Source organism: Scandinavium goeteborgense (assembly GCF_003935895.2).
GTDB lineage: Bacteria > Pseudomonadota > Gammaproteobacteria > Enterobacterales > Enterobacteriaceae > Scandinavium > Scandinavium goeteborgense.
In genome coordinates this window covers 2,969,660-2,993,197 of sequence record NZ_CP054058.1, presented here as the reverse complement: position 1 = coordinate 2,993,197, position 23,538 = coordinate 2,969,660, and the positions used below count along the sequence as shown (strand labels likewise).

The following is a 23,538-nucleotide window of genomic DNA, read 5'->3' as shown; positions in this document are numbered from 1 at the left end:
AGAATTACTTCTGGAACCATTTGCTGTAGATGGTTTTGTACGTCCCATCCTGCTTCACTTTGGTCAGCGCGTCGTTCAGCTTCTGCTGCAGATCGCTGTTGCCCTGACGCACGGCGATGCCGAGGCCGGTACCAAAGTAGTCTTTATCTGTCACTTTATCGCCAATTGCCGCCAGTTTCGGATCGGCTTTCAGCCATTCGGTCACCACGGCGGTATCGCCGAACACCGCGTCAATACGACCGTTCTGCAGATCCAGCTTGGCATTCATGTAGCTGTCGTAAGGCACGGTGGTGATTTCCGGGTGCTTATCGGTAATGAATTTCTGATGCGTGGAGCCGTTCTGCATGCCCACTTTTTTACCTTTCAGCGCGGCGATGTCCGCCACTTTACCTTTCTGGCCGACGAACAGCGCGGAGTTCTCGTAGTACGGCTGAGTGAACAGGACCTGTTTTTCACGCTCAGGCGTGATGTCCATACCGGAAATCACTGCGTCGAAACGACGGAATTTCAGGCTTGGGATCAGGCTGTCGAACGCCTGGTTGGTGAAGGTACAGGTGGCGTCGATCTGTTTGCACAGCGCGTTCGCCAGATCCACGTCGAAGCCGACAATCTTGTTGTTGGCATCCATGGATTCAAACGGAGGATAAGACGCTTCCATTGCAAAACGAATAGTCTGGGCTGCACCAGCAGAAAGGCTGACGCTGGCAAGCAGCGCGGCAATCACGATTTTTTTCATTGTCATTGTTCCCAAAAACATCAGTGTGAAAGATAGTTTTTAAACGCTTCGGTCTGCGGCTCGGCAAAGCAGCTCGCATCCCCTTGCTCTACGATGTGACCGTTTTCCATATACACCACACGACTGGCGGTTTTACGTGCCACTTCGACTTCATGAGTGACGATCACTTGCGTAATTTGGGTCTGAGCCAGCTCACGAATGATGCTCACAATCTGGGCGGTGATTTCCGGGTCCAGTGCGGCGGTTGGCTCATCAAACAGCAGAACCTGCGGTTCCATCATCAGCGCACGGGCAATGGCCACGCGCTGCTGCTGACCACCGGAAAGGTGTAAAGGATAGCGGTCGCTGTAGGGTTTCAGACGTAGACGTTCCAGTAATTTTTCGGCACGCGCCAGCGCCTGCTCTTTCGATAAACCGAGCACGCGGCAGGGGGCTTCAATCAGGTTTTGCTGCACGGTTAAGTGCGGCCACAGATTGTACTGCTGGAAGACCATCCCGACGTTTTGACGCAGGTCGCGTATCGCTTTATCGGAAGGGGCTTTGCTGAAATTGAATTGATTCCCCGCAATGGATAGTTGGCCGGAACGCGGCATCTCCAGCAGGTTAAGCACGCGCAACAGCGAACTTTTTCCCGCGCCGCTAGGGCCAAGCAGCACCAGCGTTTCACCCTGCGGGCAATCCAGGGTTATGTCGAACAGCGCCTGATGTGCGCCGTAAAAGCAGTTAATGCCTTCTAGTTTTATACTCATCCGGGAAATCTAACACCAATAGCTATTGAGGCCGCAAATAGTAACGTTCACAGAATAGTTATGCAATATTTCTGCGTGAAAACTTAAATATAAACCACGTTTACACTTAAAGTTAGCACAAAATAGCGAGGGCGCAGGGGCAAGGAAATAAATGTCGGCATCCATCACAGAATGCCAGACATTTAACCTGAGTAATTAAGCGGGAATTTTACTTAATGAGCGTCTGGCGCAGGGTGCCAGCTGGGGCGTGAACGGTGCCGCCGAGGTAACGTACGTCATCTACAGCCCAGCATTGACCTTCGCGGATCATCAGCACTTCATCCTGCCAGCTCTGAGAACCTTGTTTCAATTCAACGCGCAGCGGAATGTTGCGGGCGTCGGTGTTCGGGATGGTTGATGCGCTCGCTACGTCAGCGCTGTCTGCTGGCGTGGTGCGGCTGGAGAACAAGTCTTCCTGCATCAGGGCGCGTTTATCCGGATCGTTATTCGCATCGTTAAGCACTTTTGCCAGATCGTCGCTCAGGTAGGGACGCAGTGCGGCTAAATCGGTGGTGCGGTGCTGAATGTGATAGTCGTAAAACTTCTGTGCAACGGTGTCCGGGCCACCTTCTACGCAAGGACCTGAACGGGTACCGATATCCTTGAACGCAGGGGTGACGGTGGTGCAGGCGCTCAGCAAAAGGGCGCAAGGGACAAGAAGAGCAGCGGCTGAGTAGCGCATGAGTGATTTCCTTATAGACTGACTACGGTATTTAGATGTTTTCAAGCATAGCGTATCGGTACGATAATGTGTTTGATTAACTGAGCTAAGGCATTGAAGAAGGAGGACGAATGCAATTCTCAACGACCCCAACACTGGAAGGACAAACCATCGTCGAATACTGCGGCGTGGTGACCGGGGAAGCGATTCTCGGCGCGAACATTTTTCGTGATTTTTTTGCCGGTATCCGCGATATCGTCGGCGGGCGCTCCGGCGCGTACGAAAAAGAACTCCGCAAAGCGCGTGAAATAGCGTTTCAGGAGCTGGGTGAGCAGGCCAAGGCGCTGGGCGCCGATGCCGTTGTCGGTATTGATATCGACTATGAAACCGTCGGCAAAGACAGCAGCATGTTGATGGTCAGCGTCAGTGGCACCGCCGTAAAAGTACGCCGATGAAACGTTTTATACCGATAGTGCTGGCGCTGCTGTTGGCGGGCTGCGGCAGTGATAAGGACGCCAGTCAGCAGAATCTCATCAGCAAGCCGGGCTATATGCTGGACGCCAGTCATCCGGCGCCCAATGCGTATCCGCGCATTAAAGTGCTGGTTCTCCATTATACCGCCGGTGATTTTGAAAATTCTCTGGCAACGCTGACGGCTAAGGATGTCAGCGTGCACTATCTGATTCCGAACACGCCGCCCGAAAGAAAGGGTAAACCGCTTATCTGGCAGCTGGTTCCGGAACAGGATTTGGCCTGGCATGCGGGAATAAGCTTCTGGCGCGGCGCTACGCGTATCAATGACACATCGATTGGCATCGAACTGGAAAACCCAGGCTGGGAGAAAACGGCGGGCGTAAAAAGCTTTACGCCGTTTGCCCCTTCGCAAATCAACGCGCTGATCCCGCTGGCAAAAGACATCATTGCCCGCTATCACATTGAACCGCAAAACGTGGTGGCACATGCAGACGTTGCGCCGCAGCGCAAAGACGACCCAGGGCCAATGTTCCCGTGGCTGCAACTGGCGAAGGAGGGGATAGGTGCCTGGCCTGATGAGAACCGGGTGGCATTTTATCTCAATGGACGTCAGCCGCAGGAACCGGTGAATTCCGCGTCAGTGCTGGATTTGCTGGGGCGTTATGGCTATGAAGTGACGCCGGGGATGACCTACACGCAGAAGAAACGGGTGATTATGGCGTTCCAGATGCACTTCCGCCCCGAGCGTTGGGACGGCGTGGCGGATGCGCAAACTCAGGCCATTGCCGAAGCGTTACTGGAAAAATACGGTCAGGGCTGACGGTTAACGCGGCAGTTTGCCGTGATCTTTCAGCCAGTGGGCGGTTTCCACAATGCCCTGATCCAGCGTTATGATGGGCTGATAGCCGAGCTCTTTTTCCGCGCGGCTGATGTCCAGCGTGAAGTCAAAGTTCAGCTTCGACACACCATAGTGGGTGAACGACGGCTCTTTCGCCGCCTTGTTGCCGAACTTTTCCATGCTGCGGGCGACCATATCCAGCATCGGATACGGTACAGAGCGGATGCGACACTGAATATCCAGCTCGTCGATAAGCTTCTGCACGATGCTTTTCAGGCTGCGCGGCTCGCCGTTGGTGATGTTGTAAACGCGACCGGAAGGCAGCGAATCACACAGCGGCTGGCTTGCCAGCCACATCGCATGTACCGCGTTTTCGTAATAGGTCATGTCTACCTGCGCATTGCCGCCACGCGGCAGCAGCACGCTGCCGTAGTGGTGCATCATCTGCGCCAGGCGTGGAATAAACACTTTATCGTGTGGGCCAAACAGGCTCTGCGGGCGCAGTACCGTGAAACGGGTGTTCGGGTTTGCCTGTGCCAGCAGGTGAATGACCTCTTCGCCAGCGGCTTTGCTGCGGGCAAATTCATTGGCAAAACGCTGCGGTCGGAAATCTTCTTTGATGTCACGATGATGGTGATAATCGAAGTACAGCGACGGCGACGAGATATGAACAAAGTTGCGCACGCCCCAGGCCACGGCCCATTCACCCAGACGGCGCGTGGCGCGCACGTTGGCTAAATCGAACGCTTCCTGAGTGCCCCACGGGGACGTGAAACTGGAGCAGTGCCACAGCGTATCGATTCCGGCGAGCATCACTTTTGCCTGCGAAGAGACCAGCTCGGTCAGATCGGCATGCACAAATTCCGCGCCCATCTTCTCCAGCAGGCGACCCATCGCTTCATTGCGACCGGTTGCTCTGACGCTGATGCCTTTACGGCGCAGATATTCCACCGCATTACGGCCTAAACCGCTGGTGGCTCCGGTGACCAGTACCTTCATATCAATCCACTGTGTCTGAAAAGAATTTCGTGCGCATTTTTCCGTGAATTACGCTGAGTTGCAATGGGAAACTACGAAGAAACAGCCCCGTGAGGTCTATTTGTGCGTGATTTCTTCGGCAAGCTTCGCAATGCGCTTTGCCATACCCCGAAAAATGAACAGATGCGCGGGGATCATCAGCAGCCAATAGAACAAGCCTGGCATACCGTGCGGATGCCACCAGGCACGAACATCGATTTCGCGATGGTCGCCTTTATCCTTCATGCTGAAGGTGAGGCGGCCGAGGCCTGGCGCTTTCATGCCGAACAGCAGCGAAAGCTGTTTTTGTGGTTCAACGATGATCACTTTCCAGCTGTCGACCGTGTCGCCGGTTTCCAGCATTTCCCGTTCCGGGCGGCCTTTAGCCAGTTTATGTCCCATCACGCGGTCTATTGCGGCGCGAATATCCCACAGAATATTGCCGAAGAAATAGCGCTCTTTGCCGCCGAGCTGGTTGGCGACCTGCCATAACGCGTCAAGGCTGGCAGAGGTGCTGATGGTGCAGCCCGCCTGCTTCGGAAAATACCCATATTCTGGACGCCAGCGGGCGAATGCCTGGGCGTCGTAGCCCCAGTCGCTGGAGTTCATCAGCTGCTCTTCTTCTTTCAGGGTGCGTTTCACCGCGTCGTCAAAAGAGGAAAGCGGCTGCGGGATCAGCGCCCGGAGATCACGATCGTCAGCCAGCAGATCGTGTTTCAATCCCTGGATCAGCGCTTTGGCGATGGTCGGCGGCACGGAGGTGATGACGTTGAGGAACCACACCGAAATCCAGCTGGTAGGGAAGGGAATGGGAATCAACGGGCGATGGCGACCGCTGATGCGCATGAAATGTTCGAACTGCTGCTGATAGCTCAACTCGTCAGGCCCGGCGGCTTCCAGCACGCGGTGCGTATCGGTTGGGTGATTGAGCAATTCCACCAGGTAATAGAGCAAATTTTCCAGGGCGATCGGCGTGGTGCGGGATCGCACCCAGCGCGGCGGCGTCAGCACCGGCAGGTTGTAAACCATATCGCGCATCACTTCGAAGGCGGCAGAACCTGCCCCAACGATAATCCCGGCCCGTAGTTCCGTCACCGGAATGCCTGCCTCGCGCAGAAGTTCGCCGGTAATCTGGCGGGCGCGGAGATGGTCGGATTGCTCATTTTCCGGCGCCTGTAGCGAACTCAAAAAGATAATCTGTTTGACCGGCTGCTGGCGCAGGGCATCGCGCACGTTCAGCGCCACCTGACGTTCGTGGGCGACGAAGTTTCCGCCTTCGCCCATACCGTGCACCAGGAAATAAACGGTGTCGACCCCAGCCAGCAGGGCTGGCAGGCCTTCCGGCCAGTTGAGGTCCACGTGATGACAGCTGACGCCGGGCAGCGCCAGTTTTTGCAGACGATCCGTGTTACGTGCCGCCGCCCGTACGGTTGCCCCGCGCGCGCTCAGTTCAGTGACCAGATGCTGGCCGATGTAGCCGCTGGCACCGAGCACCAGAATAGTGTGTGGCACGTTGTTCTCCTTAACGTTTCAGTAGACTGCCTATTTAGAGCGTAAAAATGATTTCCAGTGGCCGACAACTTCAGCCAGCTTCTGGCGATCCACATCCAGATGCATCACCAGTCGTACAATCGGCGAGGCGTTGATCAGCACGCCGTTGGCGCGCATATGCTCGCCCAGCGCGGCGGCGTTTTCTTCCCCGACGCGCACGAACAGCATGTTGGTGTCGTGACGCATCACGTCAGCGCCAATCTCTTTCAGCTGCTCAGCCATCCACGCGGCGTTGTCGTGATCGTCCTGCAAACGCTGAACGTTATTTTTCAGCGCGTACAGACCTGCTGCTGCCAGAATGCCCGCCTGACGCATTCCGCCGCCGGTCATTTTACGCCAGCGGTTTGCACGCTTGATGTAGTCCGCGTTGCCGACCAGCAGCGAGCCCACCGGCGTGCCCAGCCCTTTGGACAGGCAGATGGTGAAGGAGTCGCAATATTGCGTGACGTCTTTCAGCTCGCAGCCGTACGCCACGATGGCGTTGAAGATTCGCGCGCCGTCAACGTGCAGGCCCAGGCCGCGCTCGCGGGTGAATTCCCATGCGTCTTTCAGATATTCGCGTGGCAGCACTTTGCCATTGTGGGTATTTTCGAGGCTTAACAGTTTGGTGCGGGCGAAGTGGATGTCATCGGCTTTGATTTTCGCCGCGACTTTGTCGAGCGGCAGTGTCGCGTCGCTGGCAGCATCAATCGGCTGTGGCTGAATGCTGCCCAATACCGCGGCGCCGCCCGCTTCGTACAGATAGTTATGCGCGCCCTGACCGACGATGTACTCTTCGCCGCGTTCGCAGTGGCTCAGCAGCGCCACCAGATTCGCCTGGGTGCCGGTTGGCAAAAACAGGGCGGCTTCTTTGCCGCCGAGCTCCGCTGCGTAGCGTTGCAGTTCGTTAACGGTCGGGTCATCCCCGTACACATCATCCCCGACCGGGGCGGCCATCATCTGTTCCAGCATGGCGCGCCCAGGGCGGGTGACGGTATCACTACGTAAATCGATCACGGCATTTCCTTTATTGCATCAGGGTTATGCCTCTCTTTTTACCTGAGCCAGTTGGTTTTCGCCAGTTCGATCACTTCATCGCCGCGCCCACTGATGATCGCACGCAGCATATACAGGCTGAATCCTTTGGCCTGTTCGAGCTTAATTTGCGGTGGAATGGCGAGTTCGTCCTTCGCCACCACGACGTCCACCAGCACCGGCCCGTCAATACTGAACGCCCGCTGTAATGCTTCATCGAGATCAGCCGATTTTTCGACGCGAATCCCGGTGATACCACAGGCCTCAGCGATATTGGCAAAGTTCGTGTCGTGCAGATCGGTGCCGTCGGTCATGTAGCCGCCAGCCTTCATTTCCATCGCTACGAAGCCGAGCACGCTGTTGTTGAAGACCACGATTTTCAGCGGCAGTTTGAGCTGTGCCACTGAGAGAAAATCCCCCATCAGCATGCTAAATCCGCCGTCACCGCACATCGCGACCACCTGTCGGTCTGGCAGGGTGGCTTTCGCACCGAGCGCCTGCGGCATGGCGTTGGCCATCGAGCCGTGGTTGAACGAGCCGAGCAGACGGCGCTTACCGTTCATTTTCAGGTAGCGCGCAGCCCACACGGTGGGCGTGCCAACATCGCAGGTGAAAATAGCATCATCGTCGGCGAAATGACTGATTTGCTGCGCCAGATACTGCGGGTGAATGGCTTTTTCACTCGGTTTGGCTAAATCATCGAGCCCTTTACGCGCATCGCGATAGTGTTCGAGCGCTTTGTCGAGGAACGCGCGGTCAGTTTTCTCTTCCAGCAGCGGCGTCAAGGTGGCGAGCGTGGCTTTGATATCGCCGATCAGCGCCATGTCCACTTTGCTGTGTGCGCCAATGCTGGCTGGGTTAATGTCTATCTGAATAATTTTGGCATCGGCCGGGTAGAACGGGCGATACGGGAACTGGGTGCCGAGCAGCACCAGCGTGTCGGCGTTCATCATGGTGTGGAAACCGGATGAGAAACCGATCAGCCCAGTCATCCCGACGTCGTACGGGTTATCGTATTCAACGTGCTCTTTGCCGCGCATGGCGTGGACAATCGGCGATTTCAGCTTGCCGGCAAACTCCAGCAGCTCTTTATGCGCTCCGGCGCACCCGCTGCCGCACAATAACGCGATGTTGCTGGAGTAGCGCAGCAGTTGCGCGAGCTTACGCAGCTCTTCCATTTCCGGCACCACCACCGGCTGCGGGGCGTGATACCAATGGGTGCTGGCGCTTTCCGGGGCGGGTTTCAACGCCACGTCGCCGGGTAACACCACTACCGAAACGCCACGGTTAAGTATCGCTTTGCGCATCGCGATCGCCAGCACCTGTGGGATCTGTTCGGGGGAAGAGACCAGTTCACAATAGTGACTGCATTCGCGGAACAGCTCCTGCGGATGGGTTTCCTGGAAATAACCGCTGCCGATTTCGCTCGACGGAATGTGCGCGGCGATGGCGACCACCGGGACGTGATTGCGGTGGCAGTCAAACAGACCGTTAATCAGATGCAGGTTGCCAGGCCCGCAGGAACCGGCGCAGACTGCCAGTTCGCCGGTGAGCTGGGCTTCGGCACCCGCAGCAAACGCGGCCACCTCTTCGTGGCGCGTGGGCATCCATTCGATGGTGCCCATTTTGTTAAGGCTGTCACTGAGCCCGTTGAGGGAGTCTCCGGTGACACCCCAGATTCGTTTTACCCCGGCTTGTTCAAAAGTTTTTGCGATATAGGCCGCAACGGTTTGTTTCATGGGTTTCCTTCTCCTTTTTGTGATACCGCTTACAAGCTTAGATGAAACTCACTGGTGTGCCCGGCAAAATCCCCTTATTTTCAGCAGGTTTATTTGTGTCGTTCTTCGGCATAATCTGGATGGAATACAGGGAAAATAAGGAATAACGTCAAATGGTTAAATCATTGTTCATGGATAGACGACAAACACGTACCGGGGACGATCTCGGCAAACTTCTGTTACGTCTTGCCGTCGGCGGGCTGATGCTGTTTCACGGTTTGCATAAGCTGTTCCACGGCGTGGACGGCATCAGTGGGATGCTGGTGGCGAAAGGGCTGCCGGGCTTTATTGCTTACGGCGTGCTGATTGGCGAAGTGGTGGCTCCGTGTCTGATTGTGCTGGGTATTCTGACTCGCCCGGCGGCGCTGGTTCTGGCGTTGACCATGGTGGTGGCGTGGCTGATGGTTGGTACCGGAAAAACTTTCGCGCTGGACGCAGTGGGAGCCTGGGCCATTGAAAGCCTGGTCTATTACTTCATCGGTGCGTTGGCGATTGTCTGCCTGGGGGCAGGGCGTTACGCGTTAGGGAAAAGCGAGTAAAGAGGCCCGGTGCGCGCAACGCCACCGGGCATGCGTTTTATCAGGCGAGCACTAAATCGCCCTGAGGATGACAGGAACAGGCCAGCACGTAGCCCTGTTTCTGTTCTTCCCCGGTCAAGGTCATAGTGCTGGTAACGGTATACTCCCCGCTGACCACCTGCGTTTTACAACTCCCGCAAACACCGGCGCGACAGGCGGCATTCACCGGCACCTTATTGCTTTCCAGCGCCTCCAGAAGCGTGGTGCCGACCGGCGCATAAAATTCTTTTGCCGGGTGCAGTTGGGTGAATTTCAGCCCGCTAGTGGCGGCTGTTGCGACCGGCGTGAAGAATTTTTCTTTGTAGAAACGCGTCACGCCGAGCCGCTTCACGTTCTCTTCCACCCACTCCATATACGGCGCAGGCCCGCAGGTCATGACCGTCCGCGCTGCCAGATTCGGCACGCTTTCAAGCATGGCCTGGCTTAAACGCCCGGCGACAAAACCGTGCGTGGCATTGTTTTCCGCCACTATCGTGACCGGATAGTGCCGCCACTCGTCAGCAAAAATCACCTCTTCCGGCGAACGGACGCTGAAGATCACCTGCACGTCAGCGTCAGGGCGATTTTTCGCTAGCCAGCGCCGCATCGACATTACCGGCGTGACGCCGCAACCTGCCGCCAGGAGCAGCAGTTTGTCGGTGGGTTTATCGTCACAGGTAAAATCACCTTGCGCATCGGACAACCACAGATAGTCGCCGCGTTTGACATCGCGGGTCAGCCATTCAGAGCCTGTGCCATCGTCAATGCGGCGCACGGTGAGGGTGATGAACTCGCTCACGCCCGGCGTGGACGACAGCGTGTACGCGCGCAGCGTATCCGCAGAATTACGGATGCTCACCAGCGCATACTGCCCGGCGCGATATGGCCAGGCATCGTGACACAGCAGCGACAGGGTCCATACATCCGGCGTTTCCTGGGTGATGTGATGCACCTGCATCCGCCACGGGCATTGTGGAGTTGGCATGGTCATGGTCTGCTCCTTATGCGCCCAGCATCTGCTGTAAATCCTGCTCGACGGTGGTAATGGCGCGCAGGCCAAATTTCTCGTTCAGGACAGCCAGCAAATCCGGAGTCAGGAAGCCCGGCGCGGTTGGCCCGGTGACGATGTTTTTCACGCCCAGAGAGAGCAGCGTCAGCAGAATGACAATCGCTTTCTGCTCGAACCATGAGAGCACCAGCGATAGCGGCAGGTCATTCACGCCGCAGCCGAGTTTTTCCGCCAGTGTCACCGCCAGAATAATTGCCGAATAAGCGTCGTTACACTGACCCGCATCCACCAGGCGTGGCAGGCCTTCGATGTCACCGAAATCCAGCTTATTGAAACGGTATTTGCCGCAGGCGAGGGTCATGACCAGGCAGTCGTCCGGCACGCTGGTGGCGAAATCGGTGAAGTAACTGCGTTCGGTACGTTCGCCGTCGCAGCCGCCGACGAGGAAAATGTGACGCAGTTTTTCGCGGCTGACCAGGTCGATCAGTGTATCCGCCGCGCCGAGCAGAGTCTGACGGCCGAAACCGACGGTGATCAAGTGTTCAATTTCGTTGTACGGGAAGCCCGCCAGCTGCTGGGCCTGTTCGATAACCGGCGTGAAATCATCGCCTTCAAGATGGCTGACGTTCGGCCAGCCGACGATGCTCCGGGTCCAGATGCGGTGGTCATACTCTCCGACGGTGGGGTCGATAATACAGTTGGAGGTCATCACCACGGGGCCTGGGAAGCGGGCGAACTCCACCTGCTGGTTCTGCCAGCCGCTGCCATAGTTCCCGACCAGATGCTTGAATTTGCGCAGCTCAGGGTAACCGTGCGCGGGCAGCATTTCGCCGTGGGTATAGACGTTCACGCCGGTGCCTTCGGTTTGCAGCAGCAGGTTATAGAGGTCTTTCAGGTCGTGGCCGGAAATCAGAATCGCTTTGCCCGCCACCGTTTTCACGTTGACCTGCGTGGGGGTTGGATGGCCGTAAGCGTTGGTTTCACCGGCGTCGAGAATGCGCATCACGGCGAAGTTCATCTGGCCAATTTCCATTGAACATTCCAGCAGGGCGTTCATGTCCGCAGGCCAGGTCCCGAGCCAGGCCATGATTTTATGGTATTGCGCGTAGATGTCGTTGTCGTACTGGCCGAGTACGTGGGCGTGTTCCATGTACGCCGCCGCGCCTTTCAGGCCGTAGAGGCACAGCAAGCGCAGGCCGAGAATGTTGTCCCCGATGGTGGCTTTGTCTTTATTCGGGGTGAACATTTCGGCCTGGCGCTGTAAATCACCAAGGTCGTCGCTGACCAGCTGTAAATCGGCCATCGGGTTATCGACCGCAGCACTGGCATCTTTCGCCAGACACTGCGCTTTGAGCGCCTCACGCAGGGCGATGGCCTCACGGGCATAGCCGACGATGCGCGGTGAATCAAAATTCACGTTGGTCAGCGTAGAGAAAAAGGCGCGCGGAGCGAAGCTGTCGACCTCATGACTGATGATGCCGAATTCGCGGGCTTTGAGTGCCCAGGCAGAAAGCCCTTGCAGCGTGGCGATCAGTAAATCCTGTAGGTCAGAGGTTTGCGCGGTTTTGCCGCACATTCCCTGGGCGTAAGCGCAGCCGTTACCGGCCGGGGTACGAATGGTTTGTTCACATTGCACACAGAACATAATCACACCTTTATAAGTTATATTTAAAATACATGTTTAAGGGTAAGCCTGTGAGAAAGCGCTGAAAAGGGATATGTCGGGCAACTTGCAGGGAGATTGATTTAACGCAATTTTGGCGGCAGCGAGCGCTACCGCCTTGGGAGTATTACGCGGAGAAAAGCGCCATCAGTAGCGGAACCAGCAGGCTCAGAATAAAGCCGTGGACAATAGCCGCAGGCACAATTTCCAGACCGCCGGAACGTTGTAATACCGGCAATGTAAAGTCCATCGACGTGGCGCCACACAGTCCGAGGGCCGTCGAACGGTGGCGTAATACCAGGCCGGGAATCAGCATAATGGCGATAAGCTCGCGCGCCAGGTCATTAAAGAAGGCGGCGCTGCCAATTACCGGGCCATAAGATTCGGTCAGTAAAATACCGGACAGCGAATACCAGCCGAAGCCCGACGCCATGGCCAGGCCGGTTTTTATCGGCAGACCGAGAATAAGGGCATTAATCACGCCGCCTGCCAGTGAACTCAGGACCACGACCACCGCGACCATCATTCCCCGGCGATTAAGTACAATCTGCTTAAGGGTCATTCCATTATTGCGAAGCTGGATACCAATCAGGAATAAAAGGAAGATCAGGGTATATTCGCTGGCTTCGGTGGCGTGATGCAAAATGGGCCAGCCGGTAAGACCCAGAAGAAAGCCCAGTAATACCACGCCGCACAGCTGTAATGACTCCATTGCCATTGCTATACGAGAGGGTAATTTTTCCTGTTGATGGTTGTGGCGCCAGGGAAGCGTGCGTTCGAGCCACAGCAGGGCAATAATATTGCACAGCAGAATAACCACAATACTGACGGCAGAATAATGAAATATGGCCAGCAGATTACTGGCCAGATTATCCAGAAACGCCAGGCTGATGCCCATGAAAAAGAGAATAACGTAAACAATCCAGCTCAGCAGACGATTAATCCACTGCAGCGCATGACGATGGCGCAGGGGGATCAGGTAACCTGCCACCAGCGGCACAAGAATAATAAGCAATCCCGAAAACATGAACGGCACGGTCCTTTTGTGTGTAAAAAGCGCACCTGACACTACCGAAAGAGCGGGAGGGAGTAAAGCTGCCAAAAAAAGAAAAGGCCCGGCAATGCCGGGCCTTCAGGGAATGCAGTCGCGAATTAGTCGCGTTTTTCCAGCAGGGTGCGGTACAGCACGCCGCCGAGGATACCGCCGATGATTGGCATTACCCAGAACAGCCACAGCTGCTGCAGTGCCCAACCACCCTGGAAGATAGCGACCGCGGTGCTACGCGCCGGGTTAACAGAGGTGTTGGTTACCGGGATGCTGATCAGGTGGATCAGGGTCAGTGCCAGACCGATAGCGATTGGCGCGAAACCAGCCGGAGCACGTTTATCCGTTGCACCGTGAATCACCATCAGGAAGCCACAGGTCAGAACGATTTCAATCACGATAGCAGACAGCATGGAATAGCCATCCGGTGAATGTTCGCCGTAACCGTTAGACGCGAAGCCACTTGCCGCAGCGTCAAAGCCGGTTTTACCGCTGGCAACCAGATAAAGTACTGCTGCTGCAATAATGCCGCCAATAACCTGAGCAACGATATAACCCACAATATCTTTAGTCGGGAAACGACCGCCAGCCCACAGACCTAAAGTGACAGCCGGGTTGAAGTGACCACCAGAAATATGACCCACAGCATAGGCCATGGTCAGTACGGTTAAACCAAATGCCAGTGCAACGCCCGCGAAACCAATACCTAATTCCGGGTAACCTGCCGCCAGCACGGCGCTACCGCAACCACCAAATACAAGCCAGAATGTACCAAAACATTCTGCAGCCAGTTTTTTAAACATAACCACCTCAAAAAAATAACAGTGACGGTGTCAGTTAATTCTGCACCGGACATTATTTATCGCCAAAAGGGGAAGACGACATAATTAAAGACCCGTTATTTTAAGAACTAACGCTACCCCTAACCAGTTAAATAAAGCCGCTAATATTGATTTAAGTTAATGTCTGGTCATTCCTTGTACGTGGTTGAGTTGATTTGAGTATAGTTTAATTTTCGCCATACAAACCTTGATTAAAATTAAATTCATTACAAGCCGTTATTAAATGTGGGGCTACTTGTTTCACTGCGAAAAAGTCACGGACATTTTTTGTCATAAGATTACTTTTCTTCGCCTGTCACCGCGCAAGGCCTGCCGCTATACTGCTGTTAACGAAAGGGAAGTTTTCAGGCGGAGGGCATATGCTTCTCGAAAGAGTGGAGATTGTGGGCTTTCGGGGTATCAACCGGTTATCGTTGATGCTGGAACAGAACAACGTATTAATCGGTGAGAACGCCTGGGGTAAATCCAGCCTGCTGGATGCGCTGACCTTATTGTTATCACCCGAGTCTGAGCTCTATCACTTCGTCCGCGACGATTTCTGGTTTCCTCCTGGAGACGTTCAGGGCCGCGAACACCATCTGCATATTATTCTGACCTTCCGCGAGCTGGAACCTGGTCGCCATCGCGTGCGCCGCTATCGCCCGCTATCGCCGTGTTGGGTGCCTTCGTTCGATGGTTATCAGCGCATTCACTATCGCCTCGAAGGCGAGCTGGCGGAAGATGACACGGTGATGACCCTGCGCAGCTTTATCGATGGGGAAGGCCACGCGCTGCCGCTGCACGATATTGACGCCCGGGCAGGGCATCTGGTGCGGCTGATGCCGGTGCTGCGCCTGCGCGATGCCCGATTTATGCGGCGGATCCGTAACGGCACGGTGCCCAATGTGCCTGATGTCGAAATTACCGCCCGACAACTCGATTTCCTCTCCCGGGAACTGGTGAGCAGCCCGCAAAATTTGTCCGACGGACAGATTCGCCAGGGGCTTTCGGCGATGGTGCAGCTGCTGGAACACTACTTTTCCGAACAGGGCACTGCGGATTCGCGCCATCGGCTGATGCGCCGCCGCTCCCACGACGAACAGCGCAGCTGGCGCTATCTCGACATCATCAACCGGATGATCGACAAACCGGGTGGACGCAGCCATCGGGTGATCCTGCTGGGGCTGTTTGCCACCTTATTGCAGGCCAAAGGCACGGTGCGGCTCGATAAAGACGCGCGACCGCTGCTGCTGGTGGAAGATCCGGAAACGCGGCTGCATCCAATCATGCTCTCGGTGGCGTGGAATTTGCTGAACCTGTTGCCGCTCCAGCGCATTACGACCACCAACTCCGGGGAATTACTGTCGATGACCCCGGTGGAGCACGTCTGCCGTCTGGTGCGTGACTCCTCGCGCGTCGCCACCTGGCGTCTTGGGCCGGACGGCCTGAGCGCGGAAGACGGGCGGCGCATTGCGTTTCACATTCGCTTTAACCGTGCCTCATCGCTCTTTTCCCGCTGCTGGCTGCTGGTGGAAGGCGAAACGGAAACCTGGGTTATCAACGAGCTGGCGCGCCAGTGCGGGCACCACTTTGATGCCGAAGGGATTAAAGTGATTGAGTTCGCGCAGTCAGGCCTCAAACCGCTGATTAAGTTTGCCCGGCGGATGGGCATTGAATGGCACGTGTTAGTCGACGGCGACGAAGCGGGGAAAAAGTACGCCGCCACGGTGCGCGGCCTTCTGAATAATGACCGGGAGCTTGAGCGGCATCACCTCACCACGCTTCCTGCGTTGGATATGGAACACTTCATGTACCGGCAGGGGTTTGACGACGTGTATCACCGGGTGGCGCAAATCCCGGACGGTGTGCCGATGAATATGCGGCGGGTGATCATCAAAGCGATTCACCGCTCATCAAAACCGGATTTGGCGATAGAAGTGGCGATGGAGGCCGGACGACGCGGTGTTGATGCCGTTCCGGGCCTGCTGCGTAAGATGTTTTCCCGCGTGCTATGGCTGGCACGCGGGCGGGCAGATTAGCGCTGACACACTCCGGCGGTCTGCATCTGCAGGCCGTCGAGCAGTTCATAACGACGGCGATATTCGGAACGCTTCTTGCTGGCAATTTCTTCCATCGGTTTGCGCGGTAGGGTCAGCGGCAGCAGATAGTCGCCGTTATCGTCGACATTCCCGCCGAGCGATGCCCAGAAGCTGTTGTAATCCGCGTGCAGCTTGTCCTGTTTTTTCCGGCGATAGCGCACGCTGCGGTAGATGTGCGTTTCATTGCTCACCGCGCGAATCATTTCCACGTCCATTTTCTGGCCGAGGACCATCGCCGCTTCGACCAGCAGGCGTTTCGGGAACAGGCCGTTGCACGATTTGGTGGCGGCCTGAATCAGCTCGTGCGGCACGTGTGATTTCGCGCCCTGCATGCCACCAATATACAGCGTCCGCTTGCCGTCAAACGGGCACAGCGTAAAGGTCAATTCTGCCAATACGGTGTTGTCGGCATCGGTAAATACCAACGTGGCTTCACCTTCTTTGTCGAGAAATGCGTCCGAGAGTAGACGGATATGGAACGTCTGTTCGTCGCGTCCGGTGAGGCTGGCGAGCGTCACGCCCCGGCGGCTGAGCCAGGCATTCATCACCTGAACCGGCAGGTACTGAGCCATAATCTGATAATGGGCAATCAGCGCCTCGGTGGCATTCTGGCGCGGCATGTTCATCGACAGCCATGGACGGTGCAAACGACACGGCAGGCCCGGCTGCACGTGCAGCATGTCGAGCAATTGAGGCTGTTCTGCAAGGCGCGATAACAGCGCGGCAGTGCTGAATGGCGTCGCCAGCGAACGCAGCATAAACTTGCGGCGATAGGCCGGGTTTTTCCAGGCCAGACCCGGCATCAGTTGCCCGCTGCTCAATAACCGAAACAGCTGCCAGCCAGTTTTGGGGTTCAGTTGCTCTGAATAAGAAAGTTCTGCGTTGAGTGACATACGGGACACCTTGCCGGAGTGAAAATGCGAATTTACCAACGCGTTTCTCAACGCAGAGGCAACGGCCTGGACGTAGCCAGAAAAGAGAGGTTTCGTTGAGGTAATGTTTAGATACAATCAACGGCAGAAGATAAACACGTAGGATTTTTATGAAGCTGAAGGGAAAGGGCAAAAAAATTTACCTGGTTCTCGCCGGGGTGATACTGCTGGCGGGGTTCTGGTTATGGCGGACGCTGAACGCGCCGTTGCCGAGCTATCAAACGCTGATTGTCCGGAAGGGCGACCTGCAACAGAGCGTGCTGGCGACCGGTAAACTGGACGCGGTGCGTAAAGTCGACGTCGGCGCGCAGGTCAGCGGCCAGCTGAAAACGCTGTCGGTCGCGATTGGCGACAAGGTGAAGAAAGATCAGCTATTGGGGGTTATCGACCCTGAGCAAGCGCAAAACCAAATCAAAGAGGTGGAAGCGACGCTGATGGAGCTGCGCGCGCAGCGCTTGCAGGCGCTGGCGGAACGCAAGCTGGCGCAGGTGACCTATGCCCGTAACCAGCAGCTGGCCAAAACTAAGCTTATTTCGCAGCAGGATTTGGACACCACCGCGACGGACGTGGCGGTAAAAGAGGCACAGATTGGCACCATTGATGCCCAAATCAAGCGCAACCAGGCGACCCTGGATACCGCCAAAACTAACCTCGATTACACCCGTATTCTGGCGCCGATGGCGGGCGAAGTGACGCAAATTACCACCCTGCAAGGCCAGACGGTGATCGCGGCCCAGCAGGCGCCCAATATTCTTACCCTGGCCGATCTCCGCACTATGCTGGTAAAAGCCCAGGTCTCTGAGGCCGACGTGATTCACCTTAAACCGGGTCAGAAAGCCTGGTTTACGGTGCTGGGCGATCCGCTGACCCGCTACGAAGGCACGCTGAAAGACATTCTGCCGACCCCGGAAAAGGTCAATGACGCCATTTTCTATTACGCGCGTTTTGAAGTGCCGAACCCGAAAGGTGTGTTGCGCCTGGAAATGACCGCCCAGGTGCATATTCAGCTTTCGGGTGTGAACAATGTGCTGAGCATTCCGCTTTCTGCGCTGGGCGATGCGACGGGCGATAACCGTTACAACGTGCGCCTGCTGCGTAACGGCGAAGTCAAAGAGCGGGAAATTACCCTCGGCTCACGCAACGACACCGATGTGGAAGTGGTGAAAGGTCTGGAAGAGGGCGATGAAGTCATTACCGGAGAGGGCAAACCAGGGGCGGCGAAATGACGGCGCTGCTGGAACTCAGCCATATTCGTCGCAGCTATCCTTCCGGTGACCAGAGCGTTGAGGTCCTGAAAGGGATCACGCTCAGCATTCATGCGGGTGAAATGGTGGCGATCGTCGGCGCGTCTGGCTCCGGTAAATCGACGCTGATGAACATTCTCGGCTGCCTCGATAAGCCGACCAGCGGCACCTATCGTGTCGCGGGCACCGACGTAGCAACCCTCGACGGCGATGCGCTGGCGCGGCTGCGTCGCGAGCATTTCGGCTTTATTTTTCAGCGATACCATTTGCTGTCGCACCTGACGGCGGCGCAAAACGTGGAGGTGCCTGCGGTGTATGCGGGCACGGAACGCAAACGACGCCTTGAGCGGGCGCAGCAACTGTTGCAGCGTCTGGGGCTGGGCGATCGTGTAGATTATCAGCCTTCGCAGCTTTCCGGTGGTCAGCAGCAGCGCGTGAGTATCGCCCGCGCGCTAATGAACGGCGGGCAGGTGATTCTGGCTGATGAACCGACCGGGGCGCTCGATAGCCATTCTGGCGAAGAGGTGATGGCGATCCTGCATCAACTCAAATCCCAGGGGCATACGGTGATTATCGTCACCCATGATCCGATGGTGGCGGCGCAGGCTGAGCGCATCATTGAAATCCGCGACGGCGAAATCATTAGCGATCCACCGGCAAAAATAGCGCTGTCGGGGGCGTCAAACATCGCAACAACCGGTGAGTTTTCCGGCTGGCGGCAATTCATCAGCGGCTTTCGCGAGGCGCTGGCGATGGCCTGGCTGGCAATGGCGGCCAACAAAATGCGCACCCTGTTAACGATGCTTGGGATCATTATCGGCATCACCTCGGTGGTGTCGATTGTGGTGGTGGGCGATGCCGCGAAGCAGATGGTGCTGGCGGATATCCGCGCCATCGGGACCAATACCATCGATGTTTATCCCGGCAAAGATTATGGTGACGACGATCCGCAATTTCAGCAAGCGCTGAAATATGACGACCTGTTGGCGATTCAGAAGCAATCCTGGGTGAGTTCTGCCACGCCAGCGGTGTCGAAAAGCCTGCGGTTGCGGGTGGGCAATACCGACGTTTCGGCCAGCGTAGAAGGCGTGGGCGCGCAGTATTTTAACGTTTACGGCATGACCTTCAGCGAAGGGAATACCTTCAATGACGTGCAGCTCAACGGCCGGGCGCAGGTGGTGGTGCTTGACGGGAATACCCGTCGCCAGCTGTTTCCGAATAAAGCCAATGTGGTGGGTGAAATCATTCTGGTGGGCAATATGCCTGCCACCATTATCGGCGTGGCGGATGAAAAGCAGGGAATGTTCGGCAGCAGTAAAATCCTCCGCGTCTGGTTGCCGTACACCACGATGGCCGGGCGGGTGATTGGCCAGTCGTGGCTGAACTCGATCACGGTCCGCGTGAACGAAGGTTATGACAGCACGCTGGCGGATCAACAGCTCACGCGCTTACTGAGTCTGCGCCACGGGAAGAAAGATTTCTTCACCTGGAATATGGACAGCATCTTGAAAACTGCTGAGCGGACCACACATACACTACAGTTGTTCTTAACGCTGGTGGCGATCATTTCGTTGGTGGTAGGTGGCATCGGGGTGATGAATATCATGCTGGTGTCGGTGACGGAACGCACCCGTGAAATCGGCATCCGCATGGCGGTTGGCGCGCGAGCCAGCGACGTACTGCAACAGTTTTTGATTGAAGCGGTGCTGGTGTGTCTGGTGGGCGGCGCGTTGGGCGTCAGTTTATCGCTGATCATCGCCTACACTTTGCAGCTGTTTTTGCCCGACTGGGGAATCGGTTTCTCCCCGCTGGCGCTGCTGATGGCGTTTATCTGTTCGACCCTGACCGGCGTGCTGTTTGGCTGGTTACCCGCGCGAAATGCCGCCCGGCTCGATCCGGTGGATGCGCTGGCGCGGGAATAGCAGGCATAAAAATGCCAGTCATGGAAAAACAGTGACTGGCATTTTGAGGGCAGCATGTACACAATGGAACTAAAGGTTACGCCACTGCGGCGACTTCAGCTTCGACCGGAACGATGACGCTAGCGTGATTGCCTTTTGGCCCCTGGTGGATATCAAACCGAACGGCTTGTCCGGCTTTTAACGTTCTGTAGCCATCCATCTGGATGGTGGAGTAATGCGCGAAGATATCTTCGCCGCCGCCTTCAGGGCAGATAAAACCGAACCCTTTAGCATTGTTGAACCACTTAACAGTACCCATTTCCATACATCGACATCCTTCGAGAATCTTATAATCAGATGGAAAGAACCGGTGGTGAAATCGGCAGGCTGTTCAAAACCTCGCCAACTCTCGCCTGTACAATTTAGATAAATCAGGCATCGCGTCAAGCGTCAGATAGCGAAGTTCGGTGAAAAATGCACCAAAATTTGAAGCAGTTAACGCTATTGCAAGGAATGTGACAAAAGTCGCGATTAGCAGGAATGGCGAATGGCAGTAATAGAGGATAGTTATCTACGCTTTACTGTAGATTCAAATGAACTCGCTCTGGGAAGCCGACGGGATGTTTCCCGCCGGAGCGGCAACCAAAGATGAACACTGACAATGGGTAAGACGCGTGATTGGCTGGATTTCGACCAGCTTGCAGCAGACAAAGTACGGGACGCGCTACAGCCGCCGTCGATGTATAAAGTGATATTGCTCAATGATGATTACACGCCAATGGAGTTTGTTATTGACGTGTTACAGAAATTCTTTTCTTATGATGTAGAACGTGCAACGCAACTGATGCTCGCCGTTCACTATCAGGGCAAAGCGATTTGCGGCGTGTTTACTGCCGAAGTCGCTGAAACCAAAGTCGCGATGGTGAACACGTACGCGAAGGAAAACGAACATCCGTTGTTGTGTACGCTGGAACAGGCCTGATTTCAGGCCTTCAAATTGGGGGAGGTGCCTATGCTCAATCAAGAACTGGAACTCAGTTTAAATATGGCTTTCGCCAGAGCGCGCGAGCACCGTCATGAGTTTATGACCGTCGAGCATCTGTTGCTGGCTCTGCTCAGCAACCCATCTGCCCGCGAAGCGCTGGAAGCCTGCTCCGTGGATCTGGTGGCGCTGCGTCAGGAACTCGAAGCCTTCATCGAACAGACCACGCCGGTACTGCCAGCCAGCGAAGAAGAGCGCGACACTCAGCCGACGCTCAGCTTCCAGCGCGTATTACAGCGTGCCGTATTCCACGTTCAATCGTCCGGCCGCAGCGAAGTCACCGGTGCGAATGTCCTGGTCGCCATCTTCAGCGAGCAGGAGTCCCAGGCGGCCTATCTGCTGCGCAAACATGAAGTGAGCCGTCTCGATGTGGTGAACTTCATCTCCCACGGCACGCGTAAAGACGAGCCGAGCCAGTCTTCCGATTCCGGAAGCCAACCGAACACTGAAGAGCAAGCAGGCGGGGAGGATCGTATGGAAAACTTCACCACCAATTTAAATCAGCTTGCTCGCGTAGGCGGTATTGATCCGCTGATTGGCCGCGATAAAGAGCTGGAGCGCGCCATACAGGTTCTGTGCCGTCGTCGTAAAAATAACCCGCTGCTGGTCGGTGAGTCCGGCGTCGGTAAAACCGCCATTGCGGAAGGCCTTGCCTGGCGCATTGTGCAGGGCGACGTGCCGGAAGTGATTGCCGATTGCACCCTTTATTCGCTGGATATTGGCTCGCTGCTGGCGGGCACTAAATATCGCGGCGATTTTGAAAAACGCTTTAAAGCGCTGCTCAAACAGCTGGAGCAGGATACCAACAGCATCCTGTTTATCGACGAGATCCACACCATTATCGGTGCGGGGGCGGCATCCGGTGGCCAGGTTGATGCAGCCAACTTGATTAAACCGCTGCTCTCCAGCGGCAAAATCCGGGTGATTGGTTCCACGACGTATCAGGAATTCAGTAACATTTTCGAAAAAGACCGTGCGCTGGCACGTCGCTTCCAGAAAATTGATATCACTGAGCCGTCGGTGGAAGAGACCGTTCAAATCATTAACGGCCTGAAGCCGAAGTACGAAGCGCACCACGACGTGCGTTATACCGCGAAAGCGGTGCGTGCGGCGGTGGAGCTGGCGGTGAAATACATTAACGATCGTCATCTGCCGGATAAAGCGATTGATGTGATCGACGAAGCGGGCGCGCGTGCGCGTCTGATGCCGGTCAGCAAACGTAAGAAAACCATCAACGTTGCGGATATCGAAACCGTGGTGGCCCGTATCGCACGTATCCCTGAGAAGAGCGTTTCTCAGAGCGACCGCGACACGCTGAAAAACCTCGGCGACCGCCTGAAAATGCTGGTCTTTGGTCAGGATAAAGCCATTGAGGCCTTAACTGAAGCCATCAAGATGAGCCGGGCGGGTCTGGGCCAGGATCACAAACCGGTCGGTTCGTTCCTGTTCGCCGGGCCAACCGGGGTCGGTAAAACCGAAGTGACCGTTCAGCTGTCAAAAGCGCTCGGCATTGAGCTGCTGCGTTTCGATATGTCCGAATACATGGAACGCCACACGGTGAGCCGTCTGATCGGTGCGCCTCCAGGCTACGTGGGCTTCGATCAGGGCGGTTTGCTGACCGACGCGGTGATCAAGCATCCGCACGCGGTCCTGCTGCTCGATGAAATCGAAAAAGCGCATCCGGACGTCTTCAACCTGCTGTTGCAGGTGATGGATAACGGCACGCTGACCGATAACAACGGCCGCAAAGCAGACTTCCGTAACGTGGTGCTGGTGATGACCACCAACGCCGGGGTGCGTGAAACTGAGCGTAAATCTATCGGCCTGATCCACCAGGATAACAGCACCGATGCGATGGAAGAGATCAAAAAAATCTTCACGCCAGAATTCCGTAACCGTCTGGACAACATCATCTGGTTCGATCACCTGTCTACGGATGTCATCCATCAGGTCGTCGATAAGTTCATTGTTGAACTTCAGGTGCAGCTGGATCAGAAAGGCGTGTCGCTGGAAGTGAGCCAGGAAGCCCGCAACTGGCTGGCGGAAAAAGGCTACGACCGTGCGATGGGTGCGCGTCCGATGGTGCGCGTGATTCAGGACAACCTGAAGAAACCGCTCGCCAACGAACTGCTGTTTGGCTCGCTGGTGGACGGCGGTCAGGTCACCGTGGCGCTCGATACCGATGCCAACGCGCTGACCTATGACTTCCAGGCGGCGCAAAAGCGCAAACCGGAAGCAGCGCACTAACCGACGTGTGATAACTGAAATGACGAAACCGGGCGAAAGCCCGGTTTTTTTATGTCGTTAAGCAAAGTTTTCCGAGCAGCTTTACCCCCAGATGCCGTTCCCGGTATCTGAGAGTAGGTGG

General features: G+C 56.0%; 21 protein-coding genes. 8 read left to right on the top strand and 13 right to left on the bottom strand.

Features of this window, described 5'->3' with window-relative positions; genetic code table 11:
• Window positions 1–4: 4 nt before the first annotated feature.
• The 3 genes from artJ to A8O29_RS15225 all read right to left on the bottom strand — a co-directional run bounded on the left by artJ (window position 5) and on the right by A8O29_RS15225 (window position 2,206).
• On the bottom strand, window positions 5–736 hold the full coding sequence (artJ, locus tag A8O29_RS15235; RefSeq protein WP_110510149.1) for an arginine ABC transporter substrate-binding protein: 732 nt from the start codon (window positions 734–736) through the stop codon (window positions 5–7).
• 20 nt (window positions 737–756) lie between these two features.
• Window positions 757–1,485 (bottom strand): arginine ABC transporter ATP-binding protein ArtP, encoded by a 729-nt coding sequence (artP, locus tag A8O29_RS15230; protein ID WP_125353855.1) that lies wholly within the window; start codon window positions 1,483–1,485, stop codon window positions 757–759.
• Window positions 1,486–1,693: 208 nt separating this feature from the next.
• Window positions 1,694–2,206, bottom strand: a complete 513-nt coding sequence (locus A8O29_RS15225; protein WP_125353856.1) for a lipoprotein — start codon at window positions 2,204–2,206, stop codon at window positions 1,694–1,696.
• A gap of 110 nt (window positions 2,207–2,316) precedes the next feature.
• On the opposite strand from A8O29_RS15225, the gene A8O29_RS15220 reads away from it, so the two are divergent.
• Complete coding sequence (locus tag A8O29_RS15220; protein ID WP_013366920.1) at window positions 2,317–2,640, top strand: heavy metal-binding domain-containing protein; 324 nt, start codon at window positions 2,317–2,319, stop codon at window positions 2,638–2,640.
• Window positions 2,637–3,479 (top strand): N-acetylmuramoyl-L-alanine amidase, encoded by an 843-nt coding sequence (locus A8O29_RS15215; RefSeq protein WP_174081359.1) that lies wholly within the window; start codon window positions 2,637–2,639, stop codon window positions 3,477–3,479. Before A8O29_RS15220 ends, A8O29_RS15215 begins: the two co-directional genes overlap by 4 nt.
• A gap of 3 nt (window positions 3,480–3,482) precedes the next feature.
• On the opposite strand, the gene A8O29_RS15210 is transcribed toward A8O29_RS15215, so the two are convergent.
• The 4 genes from A8O29_RS15210 to poxB all read right to left on the bottom strand — a co-directional run bounded on the left by A8O29_RS15210 (window position 3,483) and on the right by poxB (window position 8,818).
• Entirely contained in the window at window positions 3,483–4,496 is a 1,014-nt protein-coding gene (locus A8O29_RS15210; RefSeq protein WP_125353857.1) for an NAD-dependent epimerase/dehydratase family protein, read from the bottom strand.
• Between the two features lie 96 nt (window positions 4,497–4,592).
• Window positions 4,593–6,026 (bottom strand): SDR family oxidoreductase, encoded by a 1,434-nt coding sequence (locus A8O29_RS15205; RefSeq protein WP_125353858.1) that lies wholly within the window; start codon window positions 6,024–6,026, stop codon window positions 4,593–4,595.
• Between the two features lie 30 nt (window positions 6,027–6,056).
• Window positions 6,057–7,061, bottom strand: coding sequence for a low-specificity L-threonine aldolase (gene ltaE, locus A8O29_RS15200; protein ID WP_174081358.1), 1,005 nt, complete (start codon window positions 7,059–7,061; stop codon window positions 6,057–6,059).
• 38 nt (window positions 7,062–7,099) lie between these two features.
• The gene (poxB, locus tag A8O29_RS15195; RefSeq protein WP_125353860.1) at window positions 7,100–8,818 is read right to left on the bottom strand and encodes a ubiquinone-dependent pyruvate dehydrogenase; all 1,719 of its coding nucleotides are present in this window, start codon (window positions 8,816–8,818) and stop codon (window positions 7,100–7,102) included.
• Between the two features lie 152 nt (window positions 8,819–8,970).
• On the opposite strand from poxB, the gene A8O29_RS15190 reads away from it, so the two are divergent.
• Window positions 8,971–9,396, top strand: coding sequence for a DoxX family protein (locus A8O29_RS15190; protein WP_125353861.1), 426 nt, complete (start codon window positions 8,971–8,973; stop codon window positions 9,394–9,396).
• A gap of 40 nt (window positions 9,397–9,436) precedes the next feature.
• On the opposite strand, the gene hcr is transcribed toward A8O29_RS15190, so the two are convergent.
• From hcr to aqpZ, 4 genes are all read right to left on the bottom strand, one after another.
• Window positions 9,437–10,405: an NADH oxidoreductase gene (gene hcr / locus A8O29_RS15185; protein ID WP_125353862.1), complete on the bottom strand. Its 969-nt coding sequence runs from the start codon at window positions 10,403–10,405 to the stop codon at window positions 9,437–9,439.
• Window positions 10,406–10,415: 10 nt separating this feature from the next.
• Window positions 10,416–12,068, bottom strand: a complete 1,653-nt coding sequence (gene hcp, locus A8O29_RS15180) for a hydroxylamine reductase (protein ID WP_125353863.1) — start codon at window positions 12,066–12,068, stop codon at window positions 10,416–10,418.
• A 145-nt stretch (window positions 12,069–12,213) separates the two neighbouring features.
• Window positions 12,214–13,113, bottom strand: coding sequence for a LysO family transporter (locus A8O29_RS15175; protein ID WP_110509933.1), 900 nt, complete (start codon window positions 13,111–13,113; stop codon window positions 12,214–12,216).
• 125 nt (window positions 13,114–13,238) lie between these two features.
• Window positions 13,239–13,934, bottom strand: coding sequence for an aquaporin Z (aqpZ, locus tag A8O29_RS15170; protein WP_125353864.1), 696 nt, complete (start codon window positions 13,932–13,934; stop codon window positions 13,239–13,241).
• A gap of 398 nt (window positions 13,935–14,332) precedes the next feature.
• Between aqpZ and A8O29_RS15165 the strand changes: the two genes are divergently transcribed.
• Window positions 14,333–15,991, top strand: coding sequence for an ATP-dependent endonuclease (locus A8O29_RS15165; protein ID WP_125353865.1), 1,659 nt, complete (start codon window positions 14,333–14,335; stop codon window positions 15,989–15,991).
• Here A8O29_RS15165 and A8O29_RS15160 read toward each other — a convergent pair.
• Window positions 15,988–16,944 carry a VirK/YbjX family protein gene (locus A8O29_RS15160; RefSeq protein WP_125353866.1) on the bottom strand — a complete coding sequence of 319 codons (957 nt, stop codon included), beginning with the start codon at window positions 16,942–16,944 and terminating at the stop codon, window positions 15,988–15,990. The two genes, A8O29_RS15165 and A8O29_RS15160, sit on opposite strands and share 4 nt — an antisense overlap.
• Before the next feature lie 149 nt (window positions 16,945–17,093).
• Here A8O29_RS15160 and macA point away from each other — a divergent pair, with 149 nt between their 5' ends.
• Together macA and macB are read left to right on the top strand one after the other, a co-directional pair.
• Entirely contained in the window at window positions 17,094–18,209 is a 1,116-nt protein-coding gene (gene macA, locus A8O29_RS15155) for a macrolide transporter subunit MacA (protein ID WP_125353867.1), read from the top strand.
• The gene (gene macB, locus A8O29_RS15150) at window positions 18,206–20,149 is read left to right on the top strand and encodes a macrolide ABC transporter ATP-binding protein/permease MacB (RefSeq protein ID WP_125353868.1); all 1,944 of its coding nucleotides are present in this window, start codon (window positions 18,206–18,208) and stop codon (window positions 20,147–20,149) included. The genes macA and macB overlap by 4 nt, the downstream gene beginning before the upstream one ends.
• Before the next feature lie 76 nt (window positions 20,150–20,225).
• Here macB and cspD read toward each other — a convergent pair whose 3' ends face one another.
• The gene (gene cspD, locus A8O29_RS15145) at window positions 20,226–20,453 is read right to left on the bottom strand and encodes a cold shock-like protein CspD (RefSeq protein ID WP_125353869.1); all 228 of its coding nucleotides are present in this window, start codon (window positions 20,451–20,453) and stop codon (window positions 20,226–20,228) included.
• A 336-nt stretch (window positions 20,454–20,789) separates the two neighbouring features.
• Here cspD and clpS point away from each other — a divergent pair, with 336 nt between their 5' ends.
• Window positions 20,790–21,110, top strand: a complete 321-nt coding sequence (clpS, locus tag A8O29_RS15140) for an ATP-dependent Clp protease adapter ClpS (protein ID WP_110509926.1) — start codon at window positions 20,790–20,792, stop codon at window positions 21,108–21,110.
• Between the two features lie 30 nt (window positions 21,111–21,140).
• Complete coding sequence (gene clpA, locus A8O29_RS15135) at window positions 21,141–23,417, top strand: ATP-dependent Clp protease ATP-binding subunit ClpA (RefSeq protein WP_110509925.1); 2,277 nt, start codon at window positions 21,141–21,143, stop codon at window positions 23,415–23,417.
• Window positions 23,418–23,538 lie beyond the last annotated feature (121 nt).